This window comes from Pelotomaculum terephthalicicum JT, from assembly GCF_022410535.1.
Taxonomy (GTDB): domain Bacteria; phylum Bacillota; class Desulfotomaculia; order Desulfotomaculales; family Pelotomaculaceae; genus Pelotomaculum_D; species Pelotomaculum_D terephthalicicum.
Map to the genome: position 1 here is coordinate 42,005 of NZ_JAKNBL010000020.1, position 13,577 is coordinate 55,581.

The 13,577-nt window shown below is 49.9% G+C and carries 15 protein-coding genes; 13 read left to right on the plus strand and 2 right to left on the minus strand.

The window, feature by feature from the left end; genetic code table 11:
• Nucleotides 1–22 precede the first annotated feature (22 nt).
• From holB to rsmI, 4 genes are read left to right on the plus strand one after another with little or no spacing between them, the layout of a single operon-like run.
• Nucleotides 23–1,048 carry a DNA polymerase III subunit delta' gene (gene holB / locus L9W92_RS12030; RefSeq protein ID WP_240083996.1) on the plus strand — a complete coding sequence of 342 codons (1,026 nt, stop codon included), beginning with the start codon at nt 23–25 and terminating at the stop codon, nt 1,046–1,048.
• Nucleotides 1,039–1,914 (plus strand): PSP1 domain-containing protein, encoded by an 876-nt coding sequence (locus L9W92_RS12035; RefSeq protein WP_240083997.1) that lies wholly within the window; start codon nt 1,039–1,041, stop codon nt 1,912–1,914. Before holB ends, L9W92_RS12035 begins: the two co-directional genes overlap by 10 nt.
• Nucleotides 1,915–2,256, plus strand: coding sequence for an initiation-control protein YabA (locus L9W92_RS12040; protein WP_240083998.1), 342 nt, complete (start codon nt 1,915–1,917; stop codon nt 2,254–2,256).
• Nucleotides 2,257–2,281: 25 nt separating this feature from the next.
• Nucleotides 2,282–3,142: a 16S rRNA (cytidine(1402)-2'-O)-methyltransferase gene (rsmI, locus tag L9W92_RS12045; RefSeq protein ID WP_240083999.1), complete on the plus strand. Its 861-nt coding sequence runs from the start codon at nt 2,282–2,284 to the stop codon at nt 3,140–3,142.
• Nucleotides 3,143–3,250: 108 nt separating this feature from the next.
• Here rsmI and L9W92_RS12050 read toward each other — a convergent pair whose 3' ends face one another.
• Nucleotides 3,251–3,505, minus strand: a complete 255-nt coding sequence (locus L9W92_RS12050) for an AbrB/MazE/SpoVT family DNA-binding domain-containing protein (RefSeq protein ID WP_240084000.1) — start codon at nt 3,503–3,505, stop codon at nt 3,251–3,253.
• Nucleotides 3,506–3,804: 299 nt separating this feature from the next.
• Between L9W92_RS12050 and metG the strand changes: the two genes are divergently transcribed.
• From metG to L9W92_RS12080, 6 genes are all read left to right on the plus strand, one after another.
• Nucleotides 3,805–5,355, plus strand: coding sequence for a methionine--tRNA ligase (gene metG / locus L9W92_RS12055; protein WP_240084001.1), 1,551 nt, complete (start codon nt 3,805–3,807; stop codon nt 5,353–5,355).
• Between the two features lie 6 nt (nt 5,356–5,361).
• Nucleotides 5,362–6,147, plus strand: a complete 786-nt coding sequence (locus tag L9W92_RS12060; RefSeq protein WP_240084002.1) for a TatD family hydrolase — start codon at nt 5,362–5,364, stop codon at nt 6,145–6,147.
• A 38-nt stretch (nt 6,148–6,185) separates the two neighbouring features.
• A complete protein-coding gene (gene cobO, locus L9W92_RS12065) occupies nt 6,186–6,719 on the plus strand; it encodes a cob(I)yrinic acid a,c-diamide adenosyltransferase (protein WP_240084003.1) in 534 nt (177 codons plus the stop codon).
• A 280-nt stretch (nt 6,720–6,999) separates the two neighbouring features.
• Entirely contained in the window at nt 7,000–7,983 is a 984-nt protein-coding gene (locus L9W92_RS12070) for a resuscitation-promoting factor (protein ID WP_240084004.1), read from the plus strand.
• Nucleotides 7,984–8,181: 198 nt separating this feature from the next.
• Nucleotides 8,182–9,066 carry a 16S rRNA (adenine(1518)-N(6)/adenine(1519)-N(6))-dimethyltransferase RsmA gene (gene rsmA, locus L9W92_RS12075; RefSeq protein ID WP_240084005.1) on the plus strand — a complete coding sequence of 295 codons (885 nt, stop codon included), beginning with the start codon at nt 8,182–8,184 and terminating at the stop codon, nt 9,064–9,066.
• Nucleotides 9,067–9,226: 160 nt separating this feature from the next.
• Nucleotides 9,227–9,697 carry a ribonuclease H-like YkuK family protein gene (locus L9W92_RS12080; RefSeq protein WP_240084006.1) on the plus strand — a complete coding sequence of 157 codons (471 nt, stop codon included), beginning with the start codon at nt 9,227–9,229 and terminating at the stop codon, nt 9,695–9,697.
• Nucleotides 9,698–9,868: 171 nt separating this feature from the next.
• Here L9W92_RS12080 and L9W92_RS12085 read toward each other — a convergent pair whose 3' ends face one another.
• Nucleotides 9,869–10,672 (minus strand): glycosyltransferase family 2 protein, encoded by an 804-nt coding sequence (locus L9W92_RS12085; RefSeq protein ID WP_240084007.1) that lies wholly within the window; start codon nt 10,670–10,672, stop codon nt 9,869–9,871.
• Between the two features lie 133 nt (nt 10,673–10,805).
• Between L9W92_RS12085 and yabG the strand changes: the two genes are divergently transcribed.
• From yabG to L9W92_RS12100, 3 genes are all read left to right on the plus strand, one after another.
• On the plus strand, nt 10,806–11,699 hold the full coding sequence (yabG, locus tag L9W92_RS12090) for a sporulation peptidase YabG (RefSeq protein WP_240084014.1): 894 nt from the start codon (nt 10,806–10,808) through the stop codon (nt 11,697–11,699).
• A gap of 72 nt (nt 11,700–11,771) precedes the next feature.
• The gene (locus L9W92_RS12095) at nt 11,772–12,263 is read left to right on the plus strand and encodes a hypothetical protein (protein ID WP_240084008.1); all 492 of its coding nucleotides are present in this window, start codon (nt 11,772–11,774) and stop codon (nt 12,261–12,263) included.
• A gap of 896 nt (nt 12,264–13,159) precedes the next feature.
• A complete protein-coding gene (locus L9W92_RS12100; RefSeq protein ID WP_240084009.1) occupies nt 13,160–13,456 on the plus strand; it encodes a hypothetical protein in 297 nt (98 codons plus the stop codon).
• Nucleotides 13,457–13,577 lie beyond the last annotated feature (121 nt).

A 13,577-nucleotide genomic window follows, 5' to 3' on the forward strand; every position in this document is an offset into this window, starting at 1 on the left:
TTATGGTAGGAGTTTTATTTAAATGCGTCTCTTGAGGGAAATCGCCGGGCACGAACAAATTATCCGGGCTTTGCTTAACGCTCTGCTACATGACCGGGTGGGCCACGCTTATTTATTCGCGGGGCCGGAAGGGGTGGGCAAGGCGACAACCGCTCTGGCGTTCGCAGGGGCGCTGCTCTGCGAAGGTGCGGACCGGGGAGACGCCTGCGGGCGGTGCCGGGCATGCCGCCAGTTTGAGCACGCCAATCACCCTGACTTTCATTGGGTGCGTCCGGCGGGCTCGTCAATAAAGATTGAACAGATTCGCGGCATTCAGCGCAAGGTAATGTTTCGCTCATATCAGGGCGGCCGGAAAGTAATTATCATTGAGCAGGCTGAAGCCATGACGGCCGAAGCTGCCAATTGCCTGCTAAAGACCCTTGAGGAACCGCCTGACGAAACCGTTTTTGTATTGCTGACGGCGCTGCCGCAGGCATTGCCCGCCACCGTTTTGTCGCGCTGCCAGCAGTATATTTTCAAGCTGATTCCTTTTCATGAGTTGGCCTCGCTCCTGAACAAGCAGCATGGACTGGCGCGGGAGGAAGCCAGGCTGCTGGCCGCTCTATCCGGCGGCAGCCCGGGCAAGGCGCTTGCCTATGTTTCAGGTTCTTTTCAAAAAAGGCGGGACGCCGCTGTCCGGTTAACCGTTTTATTGCAGGAAGCGGGCGCCCTGGAGGCGTTGGCAGAAGCCGAAAGGATGTCCAAGAATAGGGATGAGGCTCTGGGTTTATTGGAAATGCTGGCCTGTTGGTACCGGGATCTGCTCATTTGGCAGGAAACGGGCGAAGCAGGACTATTATTTAACCCCGACCAGATTAATGCGTTAAAAAAAGGGGCTGGTTATTTTGAAACCGGGCGTCTTGTGGGAATAATAGAGATTATTGCCAAGGCCAAAAACAAGATCCTGGCCAATGCGAACATGAGACTGGTCCTTGAGGTGTTATTCCTGCGCCTGGCCGGCGGTATGAGCGGCACACAAACAGATTTGGAGGTTAACCAATGGGACTGATAGTGGTAGGGGTGCGCTTCAAAAAGGCTGGAAAAGTTTACTTTTTTGACCCTGACGGGCATATGTTGACCCTGGGTGACGGCGTAATCGTAGAAACTGCCAGAGGTATAGAGTACGGGCAGGTGGTGGCCGGTCCCCTCGAGGTGGAAGAAGATGAGATGGTTGCGCCCTTGAAAAAGGTGATCCGTAAGACTACCGACGCCGACCTGCACCAAGTATCGCTGAACAGAGAAAAAGAATGCAGGGCTTTTCAGGTCGGACTGGAGAAGATAGCCGCCCATAAACTGCCAATGAAACTTGTGGGTGTTGAGCAAACCTTTGATGGAAATAAAATAATTTTTTACTTTACCGCCGAAGGAAGGATCGACTTTCGGGAACTGGTTAAGGATTTAGCTGCTGTTTTCCGGACCCGGATTGAGCTGAGGCAGATCGGTGTGCGGGACGAGGCGAAGATGGTCGGCGGACTTGGCTGCTGCGGCAGGGAACTCTGCTGCTCGGCCTGGCTGTCTGATTTTGTGTCGGTATCGATCAGGATGGCGAAGGACCAAAACCTGTCTTTAAATCCGACTAAAATTTCAGGTATCTGCGGCAGGCTGATGTGTTGCCTGAAATATGAAAATGAGTGCTACGAACATGCCAAGGAGGAGTTCCCGGAAATTGGGACATGGGTTATAACCCCTGATGGCGAAGGAAAAGTGGCGGCCGTTAATATTATCAAAAAAGGCCTGAGCGTGGAATTAAAGGAAAGCAAAATAGTGAAGGAATACCAGAGCGAAGAAGTAACGTTGAAAAACAGTCCCGCCTGCAATTGCCTGACGGATGAGCAAAAGGAGAGCGCCGGAACACCGGGCGAGGAGAGTGTTTAGTTGCAATCTTTTTTTAAAATAGCGAAAGATATGGAAGCCAAACTGCATGCCCTGTTAGCGGAAATGCAGGATATAAAAAATAAAGCGCGTCAGCTGGAAGAAGAAAACGCCAGGCTGAGAAAAGGGCTGGCCGACGCCTGCCGGGAGAGAGGCATTGCCTGCGCGGGGCAGGGTGAAACGGGGAAAACGGGCGAGGGCTTCATAAATCTCCTGGAGCTTTATGATCAGGGTTTTCATGTGTGCAATTTAAACTTCGGGAGCAGGCGGACGGTGGATTGTCTGTTTTGTATGGCTTTTTTGAGAAAGGAGCATGAGCCGCGCGCGGAGCGAACGGAAGGCTGAACTGCCGCAGAGGTGAATTTTCACTATGGAACAAAAAGGGACGCTGTATCTTTGCGCCACTCCCATCGGCAACTTGGAGGATATCACGTTAAGAGCCTTGCGGGTGCTGCGCGAAGTTGACCTGATAGCGGCCGAGGATACGCGCCATACCCGCAAGCTGCTGAGCCGTTACGATATCCACACCCCGCTGACCAGCTACCACGAGCACAACCGTCAAAAAAAGGGAGGGTATCTCCTTGATCTGCTTGCTTCAGGCAAGCAGATCGCGCTGGTGACCGATGCCGGCATGCCTGGAGTCTCGGACCCCGGCACCGAACTGGTGGTGTCGGCGCTGAAAAACAATCTGAAGGTGGTTCCGGTTCCCGGCCCCAGCGCGGGTATCACCGCGCTAGTTGTGTCGGGGCTGCCCGCCGGCGCTTTTGCCTTCGAAGGTTTTTTGCCGGCGGCCCGAAAGGCGCGGCGGGACAAGCTGGCTGCTTTGTCGCGTGAGCCGAGGACGCTGATTTTTTACGAAGCGCCACACCGTTTGACGGCAACACTGGCTGATTTGCAAGAGGTTTTTGGAAACCGCCTGATGGCAGCCGCGAGAGAACTGACCAAACAGCACGAAGAGGTGGTAAGGGGTACGGTTGCCGAGGTGCTGGAGCATTTCCGGGGAAAAGAGCCCAGGGGGGAATTTTGTCTTGTTCTGGCCGGCGCCGCCGGTGAGCTGTTGGAGACGGCTGAAAAGACGGAGGTTTCCCTGGAACCGGCTGAGCACGTTGCCCGGCTGGAAGCGGAGGGCGCCGGACGAAAAGAGGCCATCCGTGCGGTCGCCCGCGCGCATGGCTTGCCGAGAAGGGAGGTTTACCGCGCCGTGGTGCTGAAAAAACAAAAAAGCAACTGAAAAGAGAGAGGTTTCTCTTTTTAGTTGCTTAGTTGTTAAACAGCTTGTACCATGAATAGGTATAGATTCGTTGAATAATTCCGCAGTTAAAGTATTGTTTCCCGGTTCTTAGATGGCCTTGGTGTTTTCGAACATGCTTACCGCACATTCACGGCAGACCAGCTTGCCGCGGTAATGCTGCACGTCAGACGCGTTGCCGCAGAAAACGCAGGCAGGCTCGTACTTTTTCAGGATAATCTTTTCCGCGTCGACATAGATTTCCAGCGCGTCTTTCTCGTCAATCCCCAAAGTACGCCTTAATTCGATAGGAATAACCACCCGTCCAAGTTCGTCAACTTTCCTCACAATCCCCGTAGATTTCATTGCTACCTCCTCCTTTTTTTCTATATAATGCAATAAAAAATAAAGATTGCATAACTAAATGGTACCAATGATGTCATTAAAAGTCAACTAAAAATTTATAATTTTTTACAATTTTTTTGCTTGGCGCCAGCATTGGCGCAAACTTGACAAATTGCTGTTCATCCTTTAAAATCAGTATAAAAATTCCGCCCTTGTCGTCTAAACGGGGTGCGGGTTTTTTTGTCGCCGCTCAGAGCAATAATATGTAGTATATGACTCATCAGGCGAATTAGCTATTGGAGAGTCAGGGAGGAAGGATCATGGGAAAAGGAACATTTTATATCACCACGCCAATTTATTATCCTAGTGACAACCTGCACATCGGCCATGCATACACCACCGTGGCCGCGGATGCGATGACCCGTTTCAAAAAAATGACGGGTTATGACGCCAGATTCCTGACGGGATCCGACGAACACGGCCAAAAAATTGAACGGGCAGCCATGGCCAAGGGGGAGACGCCTCAGGAATATGTGGATAAGATTGTCGCTGGATTTAAACGCCTCTGGAGCCGGCTGGAGATCAGCAATAACGACTTTATCCGCACCACCGAGCCACGCCATAAAAAAGTAGTTTCAGAGATATTTCAAAGGCTTTACGATCAGGGTGATATTTACAAAGCCGGCTATGAAGGGTGGTATTGCACCCCGTGTGAAACATTCTGGACGGAAGCGCGGCTGGTTGAAGGCAATTGTCCCGACTGCGGCCGGCCGGTGGAGATGGTCCGCGAGGAAAATTACTTTTTCCGGATTTCCAAATACGCTGATCAATTGCTTCAATATATTGAGGCGCACCCTGATTTTATCCAGCCGGCCTCCCGGCGGAACGAGATGGTGAGTTTTATCAAGAGCGGCCTGGAAGACCTTTGCGTATCCCGGACAACCTTTGACTGGGGCATTCCGGTGCCTTTTGATCAGAAAAATGTCATCTACGTTTGGATCGATGCTCTCACCAATTACATTTCCGCCCTCGGTTACGGGACTGAGGACGACAGCTTGTTTAAAAAATACTGGCCGGCGGATGTGCACTTGATGGCCAAGGACATCATCCGGTTCCACAGCATCATCTGGCCGGCAATTCTCATGGCGTTGGGGATCGAACTGCCGAAAAAGGTGGTGGGCCACGGCTGGATCCTTTTGGAGAGCGGCAAAATGTCCAAATCCAAGGGCAATGTGGTTGACCCGCTGGCGCTGATTGACAAATATGGCGTCGACGCCATCCGTTATTACCTGCTCCGCGAGCTGCCGTTCGGTTCGGACGGGTACTACAATGAGGATTTGCTGGTGGAGCGGATCAACAAGGACCTGGCCAATGACTTGGGCAACCTGGTCAGCCGGTCCGTGGCGATGGTGGAAAAATATTTTCAGGGAACGGTTCAGACGCCTGCCGCGCCTGAAGAACTGGACAGGGAACTGATCGACTTGGCTGAACAGACCCCCGCGGTTGTTGAAGAGCTTATGGACAAAATGGAGCTGTCCAACGCGCTGGCCGCAATTTGGCGTCTGGTCGGCAGGGCCAACAAGTACGTGGATGAAACGGCTCCCTGGGGATTGGCCAAGGACCCCGCCAAGCAAGAGCGGCTTGCCACGGTATTATACAACCTCGCCGAGAGCCTGCGGTTCATTGCCGTCATGCTCTCTCCGTTTATGCCGTTGCTGCCGGGGAAGGTCTGGGCGCAGCTTGGCATTGAGGACCGGCCTGAGCTGACGACTTGGGACGCGCTGGTCTGGGGCAAACTGCCTGTAGGTGCGGCGGTCCAAAAGGGGCAGGCTTTGTTCCCGCGCATCGACGTGAAAAAATTAAAGGAATGATTGTTTATGATCTTGTTTGATACGCACGCCCACATAGACTTTGAAGATTTCGACGCCGACCGGGATGAAATGATCGGGCGGGCCCGCGCCGCGGGAGTGGTGAATATCGTCAATGTCGGGTTTGAACTCGATTCTTCCCGCAGGGCCCTGCGCATGTCGGAAAAGTATGATTTGGTTTACGCGGCGGTTGGAGTGCATCCCCATGCCGCGGGCGAGACGGCGGCCGATTACCTTGAGCAATTGGAGAAGCTGGCGGCTCATCCAAAAGTCGTGGCGTTGGGTGAAATGGGTTTGGATTATTTCCGGAACCTTTCCCCGGTCCCGGAACAAAAAAAAGTGTTTAGAGGTCAACTGGCTCTTGCCAGGAGGCTTGACTTGCCCGTGGTCATTCACGACCGGGAAGCCCACGGCGACATGATGGATATTTTGCGCAACGACGGCCCTTTCCCCGCGGGCGGGGTTATCCATTGCTACTCCGGCAGCTGGGAGATGGCCAGAGAGTGTATGGCGATGGGGTTCTATATCTCCATCGCCGGGCCGGTGACTTTTCCCAAATCCGCGAGGCTGAAAGACGTGGCCGCGCGCGTGCCGCTGGACCGCCTCCTGGTGGAGACCGACGCGCCTTATCTTACCCCTGTGCCGCACCGGGGAAAACGAAACGAGCCTGCTTACGTAGGGTTTACATTGACGGAAATAGCCGCTCTGAAAAAGATGGAAGCTGACGAACTAGCCAAGATTTGCGTTGAAAACGGCCGGAGATTATTCCGTTTAGAGGAATGTCCCCATTTATAAGTATTAATTAAGTCCATTGCCGGAAGGGGATTTTAATAATGGACAGGGGGAAAGGGCTGCTTCTGGTTAACACCGGCGACGGCAAAGGCAAAACGACCGCCGCGCTGGGGCTGGCGCTGCGCGCCTGGGGTCAGGGCATGAAGGTGCTGATCCTCCAGTTTATCAAAAGCGGCCGGCAGTCGGGGGAGAGCAAGGCGGCGGAGAAGCTTGGGCCGGGTTTTGAAATACGGCCGATGGGGAAAGGGTTTATTCGCGGCGCGGGTGAAGAGTCTCCGGACCGGCACAGCCGCGCTGCCCGGGAGGCGTTGAACGCGGCGGCGAACGAAATTAACGCGGGTAAATACGACTTGATCATTCTGGATGAAATATTATACGCGCTGCATTACGGCCTGCTCTCCATTGAAGACGTGCTGGCCTTGGTCGCCGGAAAGCCGGAGCGGTTGCATCTGGTGCTTACCGGACGTCACGCGCCTCCCGAGATTATCAAACAGGCTGATCTGGTTACTGAAATGAAGGAAATAAAGCACCCCTTTACAGAAGGGCTCTACGCCCAAAGGGGTATTGAGTTTTAAAGTATAAATTTCCTTATGGAGTATAAATTTACTTAATATAACAAAAATAAGAAGTGGAACCACTGGGCGGATAACCCGGTTTTTTTGGCATTATTAGCTATAATCTTACAAAAAATAAATCTATCCAGGGCTTACTCCATATAGTAAAATAATACATGGCAAAATAAATTATATTGGAAAAAATAATCATGGCTGTCGCGGACGGCGTGCCGCAATCTGATAATGTTTCCAGCGTTTAAGGTCTGCATTATTGCCATACTATAAAAAAGGGAGGCAATTAATGAGTAGTAAAGAGAAAGAAGTAAACTATGACCGGGGGGCTTTGTTCAAGTGGCCTGTTTTGATTGCCGTGGCGGTTGTGTTCCTGTTGGGCTGTTATGCCTGGGCGAAGAAAACAGTGGTTGTGGATATTGACGGCAGCCAGACGGCAGTGACAACCTTTTCCCTAACGGTTGGAGGTTTGCTGAATTCGCAAGATATCGCCCTGCTGGAAAAGGACGAGGTGACTCCTTCTCTTGATTCCCGGTTGAAAAAGGGCATGGTGGTAACGATAAAGCGGGCCACGGATCTGACGATTGCCGTGGACGGAACCGAAATTGCCGCTAGAACGATGACCCGGAAAGTTGAGGACGCGCTTTTAGAATACGGGATCAGCCTGGGTCCGGAAGATGAGGTTGAACCGGCCAAAGACGACCCGGTCAGCCCCGGGATGACTGTAAAAGTTGTCAGGATTAAAACTGAAAATCAGGTGTGTGAAGCTCCAATTGATTACGAGACGAAAAAACAGTACACTATTTTGATGCCGGGCGGAGCCAGCCGCGTGGCGCAGGAGGGCAAAGAAGGGAAGGAGCGTCAGACCTGGCAGGTTACTTTTAAAGACGGCCAGGAGATTGACCGGCAGTTAGTTTCCCGGGAGGTGCTTGAACCGCCGACAGACAAGATAGTCGTATACGGGAGCACCATGGCTGTGTCCCGTGGCGGCGAAAATATCCGGTATTCCCGCGCCATGGATATGCTGGCTTCAGCCTATACCTACACCGGCAGCAACACTGCTTCAGGCGCCGCCCCGCATTACGGCGTCGCGGCTGTAGACACCAGCGTGATTCCGATGGGGACCAGATTATATGTTGACGGTTATGGTTATGCCACCGCCCTTGACCGGGGAAGCGCGATAAGAGGAAACCGCATCGACCTGTTTTTCGGATCATATGGCGAAGCTATGGGATGGGGCTTGAGGCGGGTAAAAGTATATGTGCTGGATTAGCTATATTAAAAGGCCGAAAGGCCTTTTTGTTTTATTTATATTAGGGCATAATAAAGAGGAAATAAATGTAGTATGTCGAAATTATGCTTTAATGGTTATTCGAGGGCTCACTCGTTCTTTGCATAATGGCTTAAGAAATCGCCCTCTAGGTAAGCGCCACGTCATCCTGGGCTGAGAGTTAACGCGGGAGGAGCCAGTTTGAAGGAAGTCGCGTCACCGGCGGTAGTGCGGGATCTGCTTAAGCGCAATAAATTATCCTGCCGGAAGAGTTTAGGCCAAAACTTTTTGGTAGACTCCAATATAATTGATAAAATTATCGAAGCGGCCGACTTGTCGGCCGGCGATCTGGCCGTGGAAATCGGCCCCGGGCTCGGCGCTTTGACCACGAGAATTGCCCGCGAAGCCGGCAAGGTGCTGGCGGTGGAAGTGGACCGGGGATTGCTGCCCGTGCTGGCGGAAGTAGTGGAAGGCGCCGGAGATGTGGAAATTATTCACGGCAACGCTCTTGAAATTGATTTTGACAAGCTGGTTCACGAAAAAACCGGTGGAAGATTTGGCCGGGGAAGCGGGCAGTACAAGCTTCTCGCCAACCTGCCCTATTATATTACCAGCCCGCTGTTAATACATATTCTACAGGAGCGCTATAATTTATCCCGCATAGTTGTGATGGTTCAGTCCGAAGTGGCCGCCCGGCTCGCCGCCGCGCCCGGCACCAAGGATTATGGCGTGCTGAGCGTGGCCGTGCAGTATTTTACTGAGGTAAAAGTTCTTTTCCGGGTTCCCAGAACTGTTTTCTTCCCGTCGCCGGCGGTGGATTCCGCTGTTGTGCGGCTTTTACCGCGGCCGCCGCGTGATCCTGTTCAGGATGAGAAAACCTTCTTCAAGGTTGTGCGGGCGGCTTTTGGCAAGCGCCGCAAGACATTGCTGAACTCTCTGGCGGATTCGGGATTTGGTATTGAGAAGGAAGTGTGGAAGGCGGTGCTGGAGAGTTCTGCTATCGATCCGGGACGGCGGGGTGAAACTTTGTGCCTGGCCGAATTTGCCCGTTTAACCGGTTGCTTGCAGAAGATCCGGGGGAGTTGAAAGTTAAGCCGCGCGGTATTTAGAAACAATATGTTTAGATATGATTATTATAGAAGTAGAGTAATCAGTTTATCGTCTTGAATTGTAAAATAGCGTAACTGCTTAAGGGTCAGGAAGCCCGAATGGGAGTCTTGAATTTGACAGGTGGGGGTTGGTTGCCATGTATTTTGTAAGCCCTTCGAAGGGCCGCATGGACTTTGATGAAATGATGAACGACATAATTAATTATATTAAAGGCATACCCACCTCGTCGTATAAAATCATTATCGGTTCGGATTCCCAGGTTAAAAGGGAAACTTCCTTTGTCACCGCCGTAATTGTGCATCGTTTGGGTAAGGGCGCCCGTTATTATTACCGGAAAAAAACACACCGGAAGATCAAAAGCCTCCGGCAAAAAATTTTTTACGAAACGGCGCTAAGCCTGGAACTGGGAGGAATGGTCAATAAATACTTCAGCAACAGCGGTTTTGATGAATTGAACGTGGAAATCCATATTGACGTGGGCAACCACGGTGAAACTAAGAGTCTCATCCGCGAAGTGGTGGGCATGGTCACGGGAAGCGGTTTCCGGGCAAAAATCAAACCAGACGCTTATGGCGCTTCCAGCGTGGCTGATAAACATACGAAGTGAACTCGTTTAGCTTCCGCTTAACCCCGCTTCCGCAAACATTCTTGCAGTAAATAGAATTCGGGCATACCTTCGCCGGTATTACCCGAATTGTTTTCATTGGCGTGATTGCGGCCGTTGATTTCCCTATTCCCCCCCCTGCCATTATAGAGATTAATTAAATTTATATGTTTGTCAATATAAACAAGGAGCGGCGGTGAATCCATCCAGGATGTCGAAGCGTCTTTCCAGGTGGTAGCCCGTATATTCAATACCCCCCCTGATTCTGCCCCGTTTTTTATTATTAAAGGCGCAGAAGGCTTCGATACAGTCCCCGATGATGGTTTCGGCGATGAGCCTGGAATGGTGCTCGTCTTTTTCGGGTGAGCCCAGGTATTTATGGCCGATTGTCGTGCCTATGTCAATTGTTAAATTGTTTTTTGCCGCCAGCGCCAGGGAGACCGGGGGAATCGCCAGTTCCCGCAGCGGCACGGTGTTAAGGAAGCGCCGGGACACAGCGTGCGGCCCGTGGGAAGGTGAAGCGGCGCCGACTTTTTTTTCCAGGCCGATTTCCCGGTTTAACCTGCGGCGCTCTTCCAGCAGGTGGGATGCCAGGGTTGAAAGGCCGTCTTTGCCGGTGGCCGGATAACAATCAGTTAACGACATGTCAAGACGGTGAGAGTTTACGCTTTCCAGCAGTTCACATATATTTTTTGATATATCTCCTTCCATGTCGCCATCCAAAAAAAGTATCGCCGCGGCGCCTTCGTCATATGCTATTTTAGCGCCTGCCGCTCTTGGCACGTCAATACCCAGCGGTTCAATAAAATATAGCGGCATTACCCGGGGGGACTTGAGCCGGCTGATGTAAGAAGGGGAATTGTCAGTGCATCCGTTAAGCACTGGGATAATCAGATCAACGGGTGTGTTTAACAGTGTGTCAATGGCTTTGATTAATCGCTTCTCTTCATTGCGGGCCGGCACTACGGCAGCAAGCATTGCTAACTCCCTTTCAATTTATTTAATCTAACATATGGAAGAAGCCGGGGAAAGTTGCTAGCGAATCACAAGTCACCTTGCAGCTGACATATTATATACCAAAGACACATGAATATTGAGGAGTCCAGGTATGATGGGAGAAATTAAACAAGGTGATATTGTAGGAAGAAAGTCCTATAATTCCGATGTTTTTTTTAAGGTAGTGGATCTGTTCAGGCACGAGGACGGCCGCAAGCTCGCTTATTTAAAAGGGCTGCATCTCAGGCTCTACGCGAACGCGCCGCTGGATGACCTGATCAAGGTCGAACCCGGTGTCCTCGCCAGGCACTTGATGGAGCAGGCCAAGAGCAACAGCGAACACATGAAGCGAATTTTCAGCCGCCGGGTAAAAGAACGGGAAATCATCCTGGGCAGGGCTGTTCCAGGGGACCGGAGCAAAGAACCGGAACAGGGTAAAATGGACGGTTATGATATTCCCGGCACTGTTTTACACATTGACGGCGACAATGATTACCTGGAGCTTTGTTTAACAACATACAAGCAGTTGAGCATCCCCGCCAACGGTTACTGCATTGATGAAGACAAACAGCCGGCGTTTGTGGAGGATTTGCTTAAAAAACACAGCCCGGATTTGCTTGTGCTCACCGGGCATGACGGTTTTATCAAGGGCAAGGTTGATTTTAGGGACATTGACAATTATTACTCGTCAAAATATTTTGTTGAGGCGATCAAGGCGGCCCGGCGCTATGAAAAAAGCAGGGATGACTTGGTTATTTTCGCGGGGGCCTGCCAGTCGCATTACGAAGCGATCCTGACCGCCGGAGCCAACTTCGCCAGTTCTCCGCAACGGGTATTAATCCACGCTTACGATCCTGTTTTTGTCGTGGAGAAAATCGCTTACACCTCAATTTATGATCCGATTTCAATCAAGGATATCATTGCCGGGACGGTAACCGGCTTCGAAGGCATCGGCGGGATGGAAACCCGCGGGAAATATCGCATGGGAATTCCGAAATCACCTTATTAAGACGGTTTAGTGCCCTCTGATTATTAGCCTGCATATCATGTTGTAGGATCCAAAGGAGGGATTGACGAAAACATGGATAGGTATTTTAACGCTTTTAAAAAATATCGCGGAAAATTGTTGGGCTTAAAAAATGTCGTGGGTGTCGGAATCGGCTACAAAAATGCCGGAGGAAATGATACCGGAGGTCCGGCTTATATCGTTTATGTGGAAAAAAAAGTGCATACGTCGAACCTTGCCCGCAGTCATATCGTGCCAAGGCGAATTGACGGCCTGGATACCGACGTGGTCGAAATCGGCACCGTCAGGATGCTGGACGTGCGCACGTCACGCGAGCGGCCGTGCCAGCCGGGAGTGAGCATCGGTCATTACCAGTCCACCGCGGGCACTTTGGGGGCGGTGGTCAGAGACAAGAGAACCAATGAATTGATGGTGCTGTCCAATAATCACGTCCTGGCAAACGGCTCCAGTGTTCAGGAGGCCAGGGCCAAGACGGGCGATCCTATTTTACAGCCCGGCGGTTGTGATACTGCATGGAAAGGAAAATGGGATTTTATATGCAAATAAAAAGGATTTTTGATAACATGATATAAAGTTTTACTGGCTGAGTTGGAGTAGCGCTTGCCAACGGGCTCATATTCGCCCCTTAAAATTGTATGAACTCATGAGCCTTCGGGCTCGGTCAAACTCGCTCGCTTCTCTCGCTCAGACAGTTCCCTCGCTATTTCGAAGGCGGTTCTAATATAATAGGTTTGACTTGCAATGGCGATACAGTAGAAACGCTAATATCATAAAGTGGCTCTCGCCATTGCCGTCCTCAAAATCGCTTCCTAATGGCAAGCGCTACTCCAACTACGTAACAGTATTCTCAATAAAGTGAACGTAGAGAAAAAGGATAGAGGGAGTATATTAAGGGAGTTATTTATAGTGACCATTGAGATGGGAGGTTGTTCTAAGATTTTATGTTTTTTAATAGTTTTCGTCATAATTAGACATAATTATATAATATAATATAATATATTGAGGAATATGTTGACATATGAAGAAATTTATGATATCTTCTGTATATTAAATTATCGTTTAAGGGCTTGTGATTAATTGAAAAATGATGAATTAACTGTTATAGTTAATTATTTAGATAGTGAGACGGTAAAAGCTCTTAATAAATTCTTAAGGGATACAAAATATGGAAACTTTACTTTAATTATTAAAAATAGTAAAGTGGTTGGGTATGATTTTCTGATTAGAAAACGGAATAAAGAATAAAATGTTTGGAGCTGACCGAAGGACGGAAGCTAAGAACCAAGATTTATTTGGTTTTTGCTTCCGTTTTTTAATTGTGGATTAGTGTAAACATGGGGGGTGAATCCAATGGATAATTAAATTAGTATGGGTTTTGTTAGGTAAAGCCCGATTAAAGTCATTGATTTTATCAATATTAAAAACAGGGAGGAATTAAGATTATGCGGGTTAGGAAGGTCGTTTCATTAATTCTTTGCATAGTATTTGTATTTACTTTTGCCGGAACTGCTTTAGCAAAAAATTCATCGGGTGATAGGCAAATCTTGCTTAATAAGAATGGAAACAAAGTGATTGTTCCCGGACCAAATGTTACTGACAAAGCATTATATAATCCCAATCCAGAAGGGCAAGGGTCCCCTAAAATTTTAAGTAGCCCAGCATCACTTTCAGATAGTTATGACAAAAGCATCACTCCACCTGGAGGATCTTCTGGACGCATTTTAAACTCATTCTGTTAATGCTACCGCATAATGACCAAAAACAGCTGGTATAAGTTGTCCATGTTTTGACGGATAAAGTGACCAAAAATGAAAAAGTCCGTTAGTCCGCCTGTCATCTTTTTTGAATAATATTTGAGGG